This is a genomic window from Ornithinimicrobium carbonis (assembly GCF_977012275.1).
This window is the reverse complement of sequence record NZ_OZ348993.1, coordinates 2,580,985-2,594,176: the sequence shown is the minus strand read 5'-3', so window position 1 is coordinate 2,594,176 and position 13,192 is coordinate 2,580,985. Positions and strand designations below refer to the sequence as shown.

The window sequence follows — 13,192 nt, the reverse complement described above, 5'->3', positions numbered from 1 at the left end:
TGTTCAGCGACCTTTCAGCAGGGAGTCGAGGGCGAGGGGCGTGCGCGGGCGGACCACGAGCCAGGCGGCGAGCGCCAGCAGACCCAGGTCCCGCAGGAGGTCGGGCAGGTAGGCGGTCTCCCCCGGGGCCACCGGTCCCCCGGTGCCGAAGCAGCCGCAGTCGATGGACAGGCCCCGGACCCAGGCCGAGACGATCCCGCCGACGAAGACGAGCATGAGCAGCCCACCGGCTGCGGCGGCGGCCCGGGTCAGCAGACCGGCGACGAGCAGGAGCCCGACCGCGATCTCGACGAGGGGCAGCACCGTGCCGACCGCCCGGGCCACGGGGTAGGAGAACAGCTCGTAGGCCAGCACGCTCTGCACGGACCCGGTGAGGTCGGTGATCTTCAGCAGCCCGGCGACGAGGAGCACCCCGCCGAGCACGAGGCGGGCCAGCAGCCCGACCACGCCGGTCCAGGACCGGCCCGGTGCGGAGGGTCCGGGGGTCTCCCGGTCCGCGACCACGGGGGCGGGGCCCGGAGAGCTCATCGGCGGACCCCGGCGGCCAGCTCGGCGGTGAGCGTCCGCAGCGCCTCCAGGGAGGGGTCCTGGTCCACGGCCCGCACGAGGGCCGACCCCACGATGACGCCGTCGGCGAACGCGGCGACCTCGTGGGCCTGGGCCCCGTCGCTGACCCCCAGTCCCACGCACAGGGGCAGGTCGGTGACCGCGCGCACGCGGTCCACGAGGGTGGCGGCGTCCCCGCCGACGGCGGACCGGGTCCCGGTGACCCCCATCGTCGAGGCGACGTAGACGAACCCCCGGCAGGCCTCGGCGGTGGACCGCAGCCGCGCGTCCGTGGAGCTCGGGGCGACGAGGAAGACCGGGTCCAGGTCGTGCGCGTCGGCGGCCTGCAGCCACGCGTCCGCCTCGTCGGGCACCAGGTCGGGGGTGATCATCCCCGCCCCCCCGGCCGCCGCCAGGTCGGAGGCGAACCGTTCGGGCCCGTAGTGCAGCACCGGGTTCCAGTAGGACATCACCACCGGGACGGCACCCGCCTCGCGCACGGCGCGGACCAGGTCGAAGACCCGGGCCAGCCGGAACCCTCCGGCCAGCGAGCGGCTGGCGGCCTGCTCGATGACCGGACCGTCCATGAGCGGATCGGTGTAGGGGACGCCGACCTCCACCACGTCGGCGCCGGAGGCGGCCAGGGCCCGGACGGCCTCCAGGGAGGTGTCGAGATCGGGGAACCCGGCGGGCAGGTAGGCCACCAGGGCGGCCCGGTCCTCGGCGCGGCACCGGTCGAAGACCTCCGACAGGGCGCTCACCAGCCGCTCCCCTCGGCCTCGGCGACGGGTTCGGCGGCCTTGATCTGCTCGGCCTCCACGAGGTCCTCGCCGTCGACCAGCCCGAACCAGCGCGCGGCGGTGTCGACGTCCTTGTCCCCGCGGCCGGAGAGGTTGACCAGGATCACCGGGCGCCGGGGGTCGTCGGCCTCGAAGGGCCCGCCCGCCCGCGCGGCCATCTCCCGGCCCACGCGCACGGCTCCGGCGAGGGCGTGCGCGCTCTCGATCGCGGGGATGATCCCCTCGGTGCGGCACAGCAGCGCGAAGGCCTCCATGGCCTCGGCGTCGGTGACGGGGGCGTAGGTGGCCCGGCCCGTGTCGTGCAGGAACGCGTGCTCGGGTCCCACCGACGGGTAGTCCAGGCCGGCCGAGATCGAGTGGGTCGGCAGCGTCTGGCCGTCCTCGTCCTGCAGGACGTAGCTGGCCGCCCCGTGCAGCACCCCCGGCTCCCCCCCGGAGAAGCGCGAGGCGTGCCGGCCGCTGTCGACCCCGTCGCCACCGGCCTCGAAGCCCAGCAGCCGCACCTGCTCGTCGTCGCGGAAGGCGTGGAAGATGCCCATCGCGTTGGACCCGCCGCCCACGCAGGCGCAGACGGCGTCCGGCAGCCGGCCGGTGCGCGCGAGCAGCTGCTCGCGCGACTCCCGGCCGATGACCGCGTGGAAGTCGCGCACCATCGTGGGGAAGGGGTGCGGACCGGTGACGGTGCCCAGCAGGTAGTGCGTACGGTCCACGGTCGTCACCCAGTCGCGCATCGCCTCGTTGATCGCGTCCTTGAGGGTGGCGCTGCCGGTCGCCACCGGCACCACCTCGGCTCCCAGGAGCCGCATCCGGGCCACGTTCAGCGCCTGGCGGCGGGTGTCCACCTCGCCCATGTAGACCGTGCACTCCAGACCGAGGAGGGCCGCGGCCGTGGCGGTGGCCACGCCGTGCTGGCCGGCGCCGGTCTCGGCGATGACCCGGGTCTTGCCCATGCGCACCGTCAGCAGGGCCTGGCCCAGCACGTTGTTGATCTTGTGCGACCCGGTGTGGTTGAGGTCCTCCCGCTTGAGGAAGACCCGTGCCCCGCCCGCGTGCTCGGCGAACCGGGGCACCTCGGTGAGCGGGTTGGGCCGCCCGGTGTAGTCGCGCTGCAGGCGGTCCAGCTCGGCGACGAAGTCGGGGTCGCCCATCGCCTCGCGCCAGGCCTCCTCGAGCTCCTCCAGGGCCGCGACCAGGGCCTCCGGCACGTACCGGCCCCCGAAGGCGCCGAACCGGCCGGCGGGCGTGCCGGTGGCGGTCCCGCGCGTGGCCGTCTCCTCCGACGTCGACCCGCCCGTGGCCGCCGCGCTCATCGCCGACCGCCGTGCGCGGCGTGGACGGCCGGGTGGGAGCCGGCGGCCACCAGCTCGGCGACGGCGTCCCGTGGCGACCGACCGGTGACGAGGGCCTCCCCCACGAGGACCGCGTCGGCCCCCGCCTCGGCGAAGTCCATCACGTCCAGCGGTCCGCGCACGCCGGACTCGGCCACCCGCACGGTGCCGGCCGGGACCGCGGGGGCCAGCCGGGCGAAGGTGGTCCGGTCGACCTCGAGGGTCCTCAGGTCGCGGTTGTTCACGCCCAGGATGCGCGTGCCGGCGTCGACCGCCCGCTGCAGCTCCTCCTCGTCGTGCACCTCGACCAGGGCGTGCATCCCCAGGGACTCCGTGCGTTCGAGCAGACCGACGAGCACGTCCTGCTCCAGGGCCGCGACGATGAGCAGGACCAGGTCGGCCCCGTGCGCCCGGGCCTCCCAGACCTGGTAGGGGTCCACCACGAAGTCCTTGCGCAGGACCGGGACGTCCACACGGGCCCGCACCGCGTCGAGGTCGGCCAGCGAGCCGCCGAAGCGCCGCTCCTCGGTCAGGACGCTGATGACGCTGGCCCCGCCCGCGGCGTAGTCGGCCGCCAGCGACGCCGGGTCGGCGATGGCCGCCAGCGCCCCTTTGCTCGGGCTGCTGCGCTTCACCTCGGCGATGACGTGCACCCCCGGTCCCGAGCTCAGCCGGGCCCGGGCGTCCAGGGCCGGCGGCGACTGGCCCGCCCGCTCCTGCAGCGCCTCGAGCGGCGTGGTGCGACGACGGCGGGCGAGGTCCTCGCGCACGCCGTCGAGGATCTGGTCCAGCACGGTCGACACGTCCCCCAGCCTAGTCGCCCGGACAGGGTGCTCCTGCCCCACGGGGCGCCGTCGGCGGTGCCACCGGGCGCGGACGACCTTGTTGCGGGCCCGGCGGTCAGCGGGTGCGGGCCCGGCGGTCAGCGGGTGCGGGCGCCGCTTCCGCTCTCCTGGGGACGGGCGACCTCGTAGGCCTCGGCGCCGTAGCCGGCCTTGCTCAGCGCGTACCAGACCAGCGCGCCCACCACGAACAGGCCGAGCCCTGCCCACATCAGCCAGCCCGGACCGAAGACCGCGGCCGAGCACCCCACCACGGTGGCGACGAGCATGATGCTCACCCCGACCCACGCGGCCGTGCTGTGGTAGTGGTTCTCGTGCTCCATGGCGGGCTCCTGGTCGGGTGTCTCGGTCAACGGTCGGTCTCGTGGTGCCCGGGGGCGGGGCCGTCCGGCTCGACGTCCTCCCCCGGGACGTCGTCCTGCGGGTGCTCCTGCGGTGCGGCTGGGGCCATTGTGCCAGCACCCGGCTCGGAGGTGGGGTCCCGACCCGCGTCCAGCTCGGTCCAGGTCCGCGCGACCTGCCGCCGCTGCCGTTCGGCGGGGACGTCGTCGCCCGGTGACCTCCGGTCCGACCGCGCAGGCCCGGGCCCGACGGGGGGCGGGACCGACGGCCGGCCGGTCGGCACCACCGTGGACGGCAGGGCCGCGGTCGTGGCCGCGGCAGCCGCGAGGAGCGCGGTCCAGGACCAGCCGGTCGGGGCGGCGACGACCACGTCGGTCGGCACCCCGGTCCCACCCGCGACCACGAGCAGCGCCCCGGCCAGGGCCGTGAGGCAGCCGGCGGTCGAGAGCACCCCCAGGAGGCGGTCGACCGGCCGGACGACCCTCCCCGTCGTCCGGGTCAGCAGCACCAGGGTGGCCGCGCCGGCGGCGAGCGAGGCTGCGGGGACCCACGGGACCAGCTCCGCCCCCGTGGCCGACCACCGGGTCCGGACCGACCCCGGCGCAGCCTCGACCACACCGGCGACCCAGGGCTGCGTCGTCGCGAGCGCCAGCAGACCGAGCAGGAGCAGGGTCGCAGCGGCGGCCGCGCGCGGCATACCTCAGACCCGCCCGGCGCCCTGCTGGGCCGCCCACGAGGCGTGCATCCGGGTGTACACCCCGCCGCGGTCCACGAGGTCACGGTGGTGCCCCAGCTCCACGATGCGTCCCTGGTCCACGACGACCACGAGGTCGGCCGCCTCGGCGGTGGAGAGCCGGTGGGCGATGGCGACCGAGGTCCGTCCGCGGGTCAGGCCCTCCAGGGCCCGCTGGACGCGCACCTCGGTGGAGGGGTCGACCGCGCTGGTGGCCTCGTCCAGGACCAGCAGGTCCGGGTCGGCCAGGTAGGCCCGCGCGATCGCCACGAGCTGGCGCTCCCCCGCCGAGAGGGACTCCCCCCGCTGCCCCACCCGGGTGTCCAGGCCGTGCGGCAGACCCTCCACCCAGCCGTCCAGGCCCAGCTCGGTGACCGCGAGCGAGATGTCGTCGTCGTCGGCCTCCGGGCGACCGAAGCGGATGTTGCCCCTGAGGTCGTCGTCGAAGAGGAAGCCCTCCTGGGGGACCAGGACGACCCGGCTGCGCAGGGAGGCGAAGGTGATCGTGCGCAGGTCCACGCCGTCCAGGAGCACGGCCCCCTCGTCGGGGTCCATGAGGCGGGTGAGCAGCTTGGCCAGGGTGGTCTTGCCGGACCCGGTCTCCCCGACCACCGCGACGCGGGTGTGGGGCTCGATGCGCAGGTCGACGTCGTGCAGCACCCGCTCCCCGCCGGGGTAGGCGTAGGAGACCCCGGCGAACTCCACCGTGATCGGCCCCCGGTCCAGGGCGACCCCGTCCTCGCCCGGGTCGGACACGTCCGCGGGGGTGTCGATGACGCCGATGACGCGGCGCCACCCGGCGACGGCGTTCTGCAGCTCGTTGAGGATCTCGGTGGCCATGAGGACGGGCTGGGTGAAGAGGTTGACCAGGAAGAGGAAGGCGAGCAGCTCACCGAGGGTGACCTGCCCGCGCACCGCCAGGACGGTGCCGACGACGAGCACGACCGCCGTGGTCAGGCCGGCGAAGGCCTGACCGGAGACGAAGGCCATCACCGAGCGGATCTGGGCGCTGATCGCCGAGCGACGGTGCTCCTCGATCGCGGTGTCGATCCGGGCGGCGGTGCGCTCCTCGACGCCGTAGGCGCGGATGGTCACGGCGCCGACGATGGACTCGCTGATCGCGCCGAGCATGTCCCCGACCCGCGTGCGCACGGCCCCGTAGGCGCGCCCGAGCACCGGCTGCAGCCGCTTGACGAGGAAGACGAGGGGGACGAAGCACAGGTAGACCACCAGCGCCAGCACCGGGCTGTAGACGAGCATGAGCACCGTGGCCATCATGATCTGGGCCGTGGAGATCAGCAGCATGAGGCCGCCGAACTGCACGAACATCGAGATCGTGTCCACGTCGCTGGTCACCCGGGAGACCAGCGAGCCCCGTCGCTCGGTGCTCTGGGTCAGCATCGACAGGTCGTGGATGTGCCGGAACGCGGCGCGCCGCAGCGTGGCCAGGCCCGACTCGGCCGAGGTGAAGAGCCGGACGTTGACGAGGTACTGCGCCACGCTCGTGAGGGCGACCACCCCGGCGGCCATGAGGATGGCCTGGGTCACGAAGGCGGTGTCGGGGCCGCCGTCGGCCAGGATGCCGTTGTCGGTGGTCTGCTGGACCACGAACGGGATGAGCACGCGGCCCAGGGTGGCCACGACCGCCAGCACGACGGTCAGACCCAGTCCCCGGCGCAGCTCGGGCGAGAGCTGCAGCCCCCGGCGCAGGGTCGCCATCGTGCCCAGGTCGCTCTGCGCCTCGATCCGGCTGGAGGCGGGCGGGGTGGCCGGGGTGCTCACGCGCGCTCCGTCTCGTCGGACGGTCCGGGGGCGCCGGGCTCCTCGGCGGCCGCGACCGCCGCCCGCTCCGCCGCCTCCCGGGCGTAGGCGTGGACGAGGTCGGCGTACCCCTCGCACCGCCCGAGCAGCTCGGCGTGCGGGCCCTGGTCCACGACCCGGCCGTGCTCGAGGTAGACGACCTGGTCGGCCAGCGTGATCGTGGCCATCCGGTAGGCGACGACCAGCACCGTCATGCCGTCCCGGGCCTCGCGCAGGCCGGCCAGGATGGCCTGCTCCACGGAGGGGTCGACCGCGCTCGTGGCATCGTCCAGGACGAGCAGCCGCGGGTGGCGCCAGATCGCCCGGGCGAGCGCGATGCGCTGCCGCTGCCCTCCCGAGAGGGTGCCGCCCCGCTCGCCGATGACGGTGTCCAGCCCGTGCGGCAGCGCCCGGACGAAGCCGTCGCCCTGGGCGATCCGCAGCGCCTCCCAGACGTCCTCGTCCGCGCAGTCCTCCCCGAGGGTGACGTTGCCCCGCACGGTGTCGTCGAACATGAAGGTCTGCTGGGCCACGAGGGTGGCGACCGACGGCACGACGCCGTGGGCCAGCTCGCGCACGTCGCGGCCGGCCAGGTGCACGGTGCCGGCACCGGGGTCGACCAGCCGCAGGGCCAGGTTGGTCAGGGTGCTCTTGCCCGAGCCGGTCGGCCCGACGAGGGCGGTGGTGCTGCCCGCGGGGACCACGAGGTCCACGTCGTGGACGGTCGGCTCGTCCTCACCCTCGTGCGTGTAGGAGACCCCGCGCAGCTCGGACCCGACCGCGCCCCCCTCGCGCGCGAGGAGGCCGTCGCCGTGCTGCATACCTCCCTGGGCCTGCAGGACGTGCTGCACCCGGTCGTAACCGACGACCGAGCGCGGCAGCTCGGCCAGCACCCAGCCGAGCGCGCGGACGGGGAAGGCGAGGATGGAGAAGAGGTAGGCCATCTGGACCACGTCGCCGGCCACGAGGTCACCCTGGGAGACCTGCCAGGTGCCCACCCCCAGCACCGCCAGGGTCCCCAGCGTGGGGATGGCCTCGATGACCGGTTCGAACGTCCCCCGCGTGCGGCCCACCTCGATGAGGGCGTCGCGCAGCTCGTGGGTCGCGGTGGTGAAGCGGGCGGCCTCCTGGTCCTCCCGGCCCATGGACTTCACGACCAGGCCGGCCTCGAAGGACTCGTGGGCCACCTCGGCCACCTCGGCCCGCAGCTGCTGGGCGTAGGTGATCCGCGGCGACATGAACCGCTGGAAGACGAGGTTGGCCGCGAACAGGCCGGGGAAGACGAGCAGGCCCACGAACGCCAGGAGCGGGTCGACGACGACCATCATCGCGCCGGCGATGACGAGCATGAACAGCACGCCGATGGCCATCGGCAGGGGGTTGAAGACCTGCCAGGTGGCCTCGATGTCGGCGTGCGCGTTGGACAGCAGCTGGCCGGAGGGGTGCGAGTGGTGCCAGGACAGCGGGAGCCGGAGGTACTGCCGGGTGACCCGCCGGCGGTAGGCCGCCTGCAGGTTGAACCCGGCGACCGTGGCCCACACGCGACGCAGGATGACGCCCACGACGTTGACGAGCAGCACGGCGAACAGCACCCCGAAGATGGTCCACAGGCCGACCGCGGTGACCGCGCCCGACTGCACCGCGGGGGTGATGACGGTCCGCGTGACCCACCCGATGGCCCCGGCGGTGCCCACGGTGGCCGCGGCCCAGAGCACGGCACCGACGACGGCGACGGCGAACGGGCGCGGCTGCTCCTTGATCCCGGTCCAGACGACCCGCAGGCCGCGCCGCAGCACCGCGCGGCTGGGCGCGGGGCGGGGGACCGGGGGGCTGGCCGCGGACATGCTGGGTCGACCTCCGTCAGGAGCGGGCGATAGGGGGATCCGACCGGACATCTTCTCACGGCCCCGGGGCCGCCTCCTCCCGGGCGTGGTGGGATGGGGGTATGACGTCGACCCCCCTGTTGCGCGACCTGATCGCCTCCACCGCCCTGGACCTGGGAGCCGAGGCCGCCACGCTGTGCGACCCCTGGCGGGTGCGCGACCTGCTGGCCCACCTGGTCGTCCGGGAGTCGCGCCCGGACGTCCTGCCGGGCATCGGGCTCGGCCTGGCCCCGCTCCAGCGGCACACCGAGAAGGTCCAGGACCGCACGGCGGAGGAGCACGACCTGGCCGGGCTGGCCGAGGCCGTGCGCCGCGGACCCGCCCGCTGGTGGCCCACGTCGGTCCCCGCGGTGGACGACCTGGTCAACGTCGCCGAGCTCGCCGTCCACCTGGAGGACATGGTGCGGGCTCGACCCGGGTGGGAGCCCACTCCCCTGCCGGCGCAGGTGCAGAGGTCCCTGTGGACCTCGCTGCGCCGCTCCGGCCGGATGCTCTACGGCCGGGCACCGGTGGGCGTCGTCGCGGTCGCCGACGGTTTCGGCCGGGCCTCCCTTCGCCGGCCTCCGGGAGACGCCGGTTCGGTCGTCCTGCGCGGGACGCCGCTGGAGCTGACCCTGCACGCGTTCGGCCGGACGGACGTCGCCCGCGTCGAGACCGAGGGCGCGGAGCCGGACCTGGCGGCGCTGGACCGGCACCGCCGGTCGGTCTGAGCCGATGGCCGACCGCGCGGCCGCCACGGCACCGACGTGGTGGCCGGGACTTCTCGAGCGCGTCGAGGACCGTGCCCGGCACGGCCGGACGGGGGCGGGCGCGCAGGGGCGGCCGGGGGCGGACGCGCAGGGGCGGCCGGGGGCGGACGCGCAGGGGCGGCCGGGGGCGGACGCTCCGGTGCTCGTCGGCGTGGACGGTCGCAGCGGCGCCGGCAAGACCGACCTCGCGGCCGCGGCCGCCCAGCTGCTGGACCGCTCCGGTCACGCGGCGCGGGTCGTGCACCTCGAGGACCTGTACCCCGGGTGGTCGGGCCTGGCCGCGGCCCTCCCCCGGCTCTGCGAGGAGGTGGTGGCCCCGCTCCTGGGAGGCGGGGCGGGCCGGTACCGCTCGTGGGACTGGCACGCCGACCGGCCCGGTCCGTGGGTGGACGTGCCGCCGGAGCCCGTCGTCGTCGTGGAGGGCGTGGGGGTGCTGGCCAGCCCCTGTGCCGACGGGTTCGCGGTCCGACTGTGGCTGGAGGCCCCGGCCCGCGTGCGCCGGGTCCGTGCCCTGACGCGCGACGGGGAGATGTTCGCGCCGCACTGGCGGCACTGGGCCGAGCAGGAGGACCGGGTGCTGGGCACCCGTCCTCCCGCGGACGGCGTCGTGGACACCGTGACCGGCCGGACCCGGTGGTCGACGCAGAGCCCGGTCGTCGGGCCGGGGGCGCACGGCGGCGGGCGACCGGGGGGTGGGCGACCGGGGGGTGGGCGACCGGGGGGCGGGCGACCGGGGGGCGGGCGACCGGGCACGGACGTCAGCGGGAGCACGACCCCCTGCGACAGACTGGGCCCATGAGCACGGGCCGCGGGCAGCTGAGCCGGTACTCGCACGAGGGCTGGGACCGCCTGCGGCTGGAGGTCTCGCCGCGCTCGTTCCGGGAGCGGCTCACGCGGCTGCGCTCGCGTGCCTGGCTGATCGCCCAGATCGCCCTCGGGGCCGCGGTCGCCTGGTGGATCGCGCGGCACCTCGTGGGGCACACCCTCCCGTTCTTCGCCCCGGTCACCGCGATGATCTGCCTGGGCCTGACCTACGGCGACCGCGTCCGCCGCATCGTCGAGCTGACGGTCGGGGTGGCGATCGGCATCCTCACCGCCGACCTGTTCGTGCAGTGGTTCGGGTCCGGCACCTGGCAGATCCTCCTGGTCGCCGGGACGGCGATGTCCTTGGCGGTGCTGCTCGGTGCCGGGCAGCTGCTCATGATGCAGGCCGGGATCCAGGGCGTGCTGGTGACCACCCTGGTCGCCCCCGAGGGCGCCGCCCTCAGCCGGTGGGTCGACGCCGTGGTCGGCGGCGGCGTGGCCCTGGTCGTGGCGATGCTGGCCCCCACCCGGTCGACCACCCAGCGTCCCCGCGAGCGCGCCGTCGCGGCCGTGGGTCACCTGGCGGCGGTGCTCACCGACACCACCCAGGCGCTGCGGACCCGGGACGTGGAGCGGGCCAAGGGGGCGCTGTCCACGGCCCGGGGGCTCTCGGACGAGATCGACGCCCTGCGCGACGCGACCGCCGAGGCGCTCGCCGCGGCACGCCTGGCCCCTCTGCTCTCCGGGGTTCACCGGGTGCAGGTCGAGCAGATCCAGTCGATGATCGGCCCGCTCGGGCTCGCGGTCCGCAACGTCCGGGTGCTGGCTCGCCGGGCCGTCGCCGCCGTCGAGGACGCGGAGTTCGTCCCCCCGACCTACACCGACATGGTGGAGGCGTTGGCCCAGGCCGCCGCGACCGTGCAGGAGCAGCTGCTCCACGAGGCGCCGCTGGAGGAGGTCCGCGAGGACCTCATCACCCTGGCGCGGCGCTCCACGTGGAGCCATCCGCAGGCGGGACTCTCCGCCGAGGTCATGCGTGCCCAGGTGCGCTCCACCGTCGTGGACCTGCTGGTGCTCTCCGGGATGGAACCGGCCGAGGCCCGCCGGCGGGTCCCGGCGACCCGCGAGGAGTACGACCCGGGCCACGTCGACGAGCGCACGGACGAGGAGCGTCGGGCCGAGAAGCCTCCGGCCGGGGAGCATCCGGCCGAGGACGACGAGGGGCGGCCGGGACACCGCTGAGAGGCCCCGGAACCGTCGCCCGGGGAAGGATCAGCCGGCGTCCACCCCGCCGGCCGTGCGGTGGTGGTGCTCCACCAGGGCCGCGAGCCGGGACGCCTCCCGCCGGGCGTGCTCCCCGTCGGCCCGCTGGATGGCCATCACGGCCAGCTCCTCGGTGTCGGCGAGCTCCAGGACGGCCCAGGACGCACCCCCGGAGAACCCGACCCGCACGATCTGGGCCCACTCCAGCTCGGTGGTCGAGAAGAGGTTGACCACCCGCAGACCGCGCGGCCCCGGCTCGGCCCGCAGCACGGCATACCTCCACAGGAAGGCGGCCATGACGACACCGATGAGGGCGACCGCCACCCGGTTGAGGACCGTGAGGGAGGGGTCCGAGCCCAGCGGCATCGGGGAGAAGACCGCCACGAGGCCGAAGGTGAGGAGGGAGGCCACGGCGGAGATCCGGGCCACCCACGCCCCGCGGACGGGACGGAAGGTGGCGTACGGGTCGCGCCGCTCGGCCGGTGTGGTCACCCCACCAGGGTACGTCCGTCCTGCGCCAGGGTGGGGCCTGCGCCGGTGGGCGCCTCCACCCGCGCGGCCCTCCTCCAGACGACGAAGCCCCACAGCACGAAGGCGCCGTAGACGACGAAGAGCACGGCCGAGGGGTAGTAGCCCGAGTGCCACAGGAGGGGCACGCCCACCAGGTCCACGGCGATCCACACCAGCCAGAAGTCGACCCACCCGCGGGCCATCGCGTAGGTGGCCAGCATCGAGCCGACGAAGATCCAGGCGTCGGTCCAGTAGTACCACCGTGGCGCCGGCCAGCCGGCCCCGACCTGGGCGAAGACCCACTGGGCCAGGACGACGAGCACCGCGGCACCGACCAGGTATGCCGTGCGCTCGCTCGCCGTGGCCCACCGGGGGGTGATCGCGGGGGCTCCCCTGGCCCGCCCCCGGCGGGAGCGGTTCCAGGCCCACCAGCCGTAGAGGCTGGTGAGGATGAAGAAGGCCTGGCGCGCCGCCTGCCCGAAGAGGCTGTGCTCCTGGGGGTTGGCGAACCAGACGCCCATGAAGACGGTGAAGAGCAGGGCGTTGCCGACGATGCCGACCGGCCACGCCCAGACCGTGCGGCGCATCCCGAGGACGGCCGATGCCAGGCCGAAGACGTTGCCGACCACCTCGCGCCAGGCGATGGTGTGGCCGGCGACGGTCAGCTGGGCGTTGAAGAGGTCGTTCCAGACGTCCACGACGGGCATCCCTTCGGGGCGGAACGGGGGGCGGGGGACGTCGGGAGCCCTCGCTCCCCCAGTCTACGGCGCGCGGCAGCGTCAGCCGTGGGCGTGCCGCTGGGCCAGCTCCCGCAGCTCGGCGATCCGGCCCGGCACGTCGTCGGCGCCGTAGACGGCCGAGCCAGCGACGAGCACGTCGGCACCGGCCTCGACGCACCGGCCGAGGGTGTCCTCGGAGACCCCGCCGTCGACCTGGACCCAGATCTGCGCACCGCGACGTCGCACGGCCTCCCGCACCGCCCGCACCTTGGGCAGCTGGTCGTCCATGAACGACTGCCCGCCGAACCCCGGCTCGACCGTCATGACCAGCACCATGTCGACCTCGTCGAGGAGGTCCTCGTACGGCTGGAAAGGGGTGCCCGGCTTGACCGCGAACGCGGGGCGGGCGCCCGCGGCACGGATCGCGCGCGCCGTCGCCACCGGGTCCGCGGCCGCCTCGACGTGGAAGGTCACCGATCCCGCTCCCGCCTCGGCGTACCCGGGGGCCCACCGGTCCGGATCCTCGATCATCAGGTGGCAGTCGAGCGGCAGGGGGCTCACCCGGGCCAGTGCCTCCACGACCGGGAGCCCGAGGGTGAGGTTGGGCACGAAGTGGTTGTCCATGACGTCCACGTGCGCCCAGTCCGCCGTCCCGATGCGCCGCAGCTCGGACTCGAGGTTGGCGAAGTCGGCGGCCAGGATGGAGGGGCTGATCTGCAGGGGCGCGGGCATGGCGCACACCCTAGTGGGAGGGTCACCGGGAGGGAGGCGCACCCTCGTCGCCGGGGCACCCCCGTGGGCCGGCACGTGCTCCGGGCGGCACGTGCTCCGGGCGGCACGCGCTCCGGCCGACCGGCGACCGGGCGCGACCGG

At 75.1% G+C, this 13,192-nt stretch carries 14 protein-coding genes; 3 read left to right on the top strand and 11 right to left on the bottom strand.

The window, feature by feature from the left end:
- Positions 1 to 3: 3 nt before the first annotated feature.
- The 8 genes from ACWHYA_RS11915 to ACWHYA_RS11880 form a co-directional block, all read right to left on the bottom strand.
- Positions 4 to 528: a MauE/DoxX family redox-associated membrane protein gene (locus ACWHYA_RS11915; RefSeq protein WP_425943613.1), complete on the bottom strand. Its 525-nt coding sequence runs from the start codon at positions 526 to 528 to the stop codon at positions 4 to 6.
- Positions 525 to 1,307 carry a tryptophan synthase subunit alpha gene (gene trpA / locus ACWHYA_RS11910; RefSeq protein WP_425943615.1) on the bottom strand — a complete coding sequence of 261 codons (783 nt, stop codon included), beginning with the start codon at positions 1,305 to 1,307 and terminating at the stop codon, positions 525 to 527. The genes ACWHYA_RS11915 and trpA overlap by 4 nt, the downstream gene beginning before the upstream one ends.
- Complete coding sequence (trpB, locus tag ACWHYA_RS11905; protein ID WP_425943617.1) at positions 1,304 to 2,656, bottom strand: tryptophan synthase subunit beta; 1,353 nt, start codon at positions 2,654 to 2,656, stop codon at positions 1,304 to 1,306. Before trpB ends, trpA begins: the two co-directional genes overlap by 4 nt.
- Complete coding sequence (gene trpC, locus ACWHYA_RS11900; RefSeq protein ID WP_425943619.1) at positions 2,653 to 3,477, bottom strand: indole-3-glycerol phosphate synthase TrpC; 825 nt, start codon at positions 3,475 to 3,477, stop codon at positions 2,653 to 2,655. The genes trpB and trpC overlap by 4 nt, the downstream gene beginning before the upstream one ends.
- 119 nt (positions 3,478 to 3,596) lie before the next feature.
- Entirely contained in the window at positions 3,597 to 3,839 is a 243-nt protein-coding gene (locus tag ACWHYA_RS11895) for an HGxxPAAW family protein (protein ID WP_431472951.1), read from the bottom strand.
- Positions 3,840 to 3,865: 26 nt separating this feature from the next.
- Positions 3,866 to 4,555 carry a hypothetical protein gene (locus ACWHYA_RS11890; RefSeq protein ID WP_425943622.1) on the bottom strand — a complete coding sequence of 230 codons (690 nt, stop codon included), beginning with the start codon at positions 4,553 to 4,555 and terminating at the stop codon, positions 3,866 to 3,868.
- Between the two features lie 3 nt (positions 4,556 to 4,558).
- Positions 4,559 to 6,310, bottom strand: a complete 1,752-nt coding sequence (locus tag ACWHYA_RS11885) for an ABC transporter ATP-binding protein (RefSeq protein ID WP_425943734.1) — start codon at positions 6,308 to 6,310, stop codon at positions 4,559 to 4,561.
- A gap of 59 nt (positions 6,311 to 6,369) precedes the next feature.
- Positions 6,370 to 8,235 carry an ABC transporter ATP-binding protein gene (locus ACWHYA_RS11880; RefSeq protein ID WP_425943624.1) on the bottom strand — a complete coding sequence of 622 codons (1,866 nt, stop codon included), beginning with the start codon at positions 8,233 to 8,235 and terminating at the stop codon, positions 6,370 to 6,372.
- Between the two features lie 101 nt (positions 8,236 to 8,336).
- Here ACWHYA_RS11880 and ACWHYA_RS11875 point away from each other — a divergent pair, with 101 nt between their 5' ends.
- Genes ACWHYA_RS11875 through ACWHYA_RS11865 form a run of 3 tightly spaced genes read left to right on the top strand, consistent with a single transcriptional unit; the run spans position 8,337 to position 11,069 of the window.
- Positions 8,337 to 8,984 carry a TIGR03085 family metal-binding protein gene (locus ACWHYA_RS11875; protein ID WP_425943626.1) on the top strand — a complete coding sequence of 216 codons (648 nt, stop codon included), beginning with the start codon at positions 8,337 to 8,339 and terminating at the stop codon, positions 8,982 to 8,984.
- Positions 8,985 to 8,988: 4 nt separating this feature from the next.
- Positions 8,989 to 9,822: a hypothetical protein gene (locus ACWHYA_RS11870; RefSeq protein ID WP_425943628.1), complete on the top strand. Its 834-nt coding sequence runs from the start codon at positions 8,989 to 8,991 to the stop codon at positions 9,820 to 9,822.
- Positions 9,819 to 11,069 (top strand): FUSC family protein, encoded by a 1,251-nt coding sequence (locus ACWHYA_RS11865; RefSeq protein ID WP_425943630.1) that lies wholly within the window; start codon positions 9,819 to 9,821, stop codon positions 11,067 to 11,069. The genes ACWHYA_RS11870 and ACWHYA_RS11865 overlap by 4 nt, the downstream gene beginning before the upstream one ends.
- A gap of 30 nt (positions 11,070 to 11,099) precedes the next feature.
- Here the strand turns inward: ACWHYA_RS11865 and ACWHYA_RS11860 are convergent, their stop codons facing one another.
- The 3 genes from ACWHYA_RS11860 to rpe all read right to left on the bottom strand — a co-directional run bounded on the left by ACWHYA_RS11860 (position 11,100) and on the right by rpe (position 13,051).
- A complete protein-coding gene (locus ACWHYA_RS11860) occupies positions 11,100 to 11,582 on the bottom strand; it encodes a PH domain-containing protein (protein WP_425943632.1) in 483 nt (160 codons plus the stop codon).
- Positions 11,579 to 12,307 carry a nicotinamide riboside transporter PnuC gene (pnuC, locus tag ACWHYA_RS11855; protein ID WP_425943634.1) on the bottom strand — a complete coding sequence of 243 codons (729 nt, stop codon included), beginning with the start codon at positions 12,305 to 12,307 and terminating at the stop codon, positions 11,579 to 11,581. The genes ACWHYA_RS11860 and pnuC overlap by 4 nt, the downstream gene beginning before the upstream one ends.
- Positions 12,308 to 12,379: 72 nt before the next feature.
- Positions 12,380 to 13,051, bottom strand: a complete 672-nt coding sequence (rpe, locus tag ACWHYA_RS11850) for a ribulose-phosphate 3-epimerase (RefSeq protein ID WP_425943636.1) — start codon at positions 13,049 to 13,051, stop codon at positions 12,380 to 12,382.
- Positions 13,052 to 13,192: the final 141 nt, after the last annotated feature.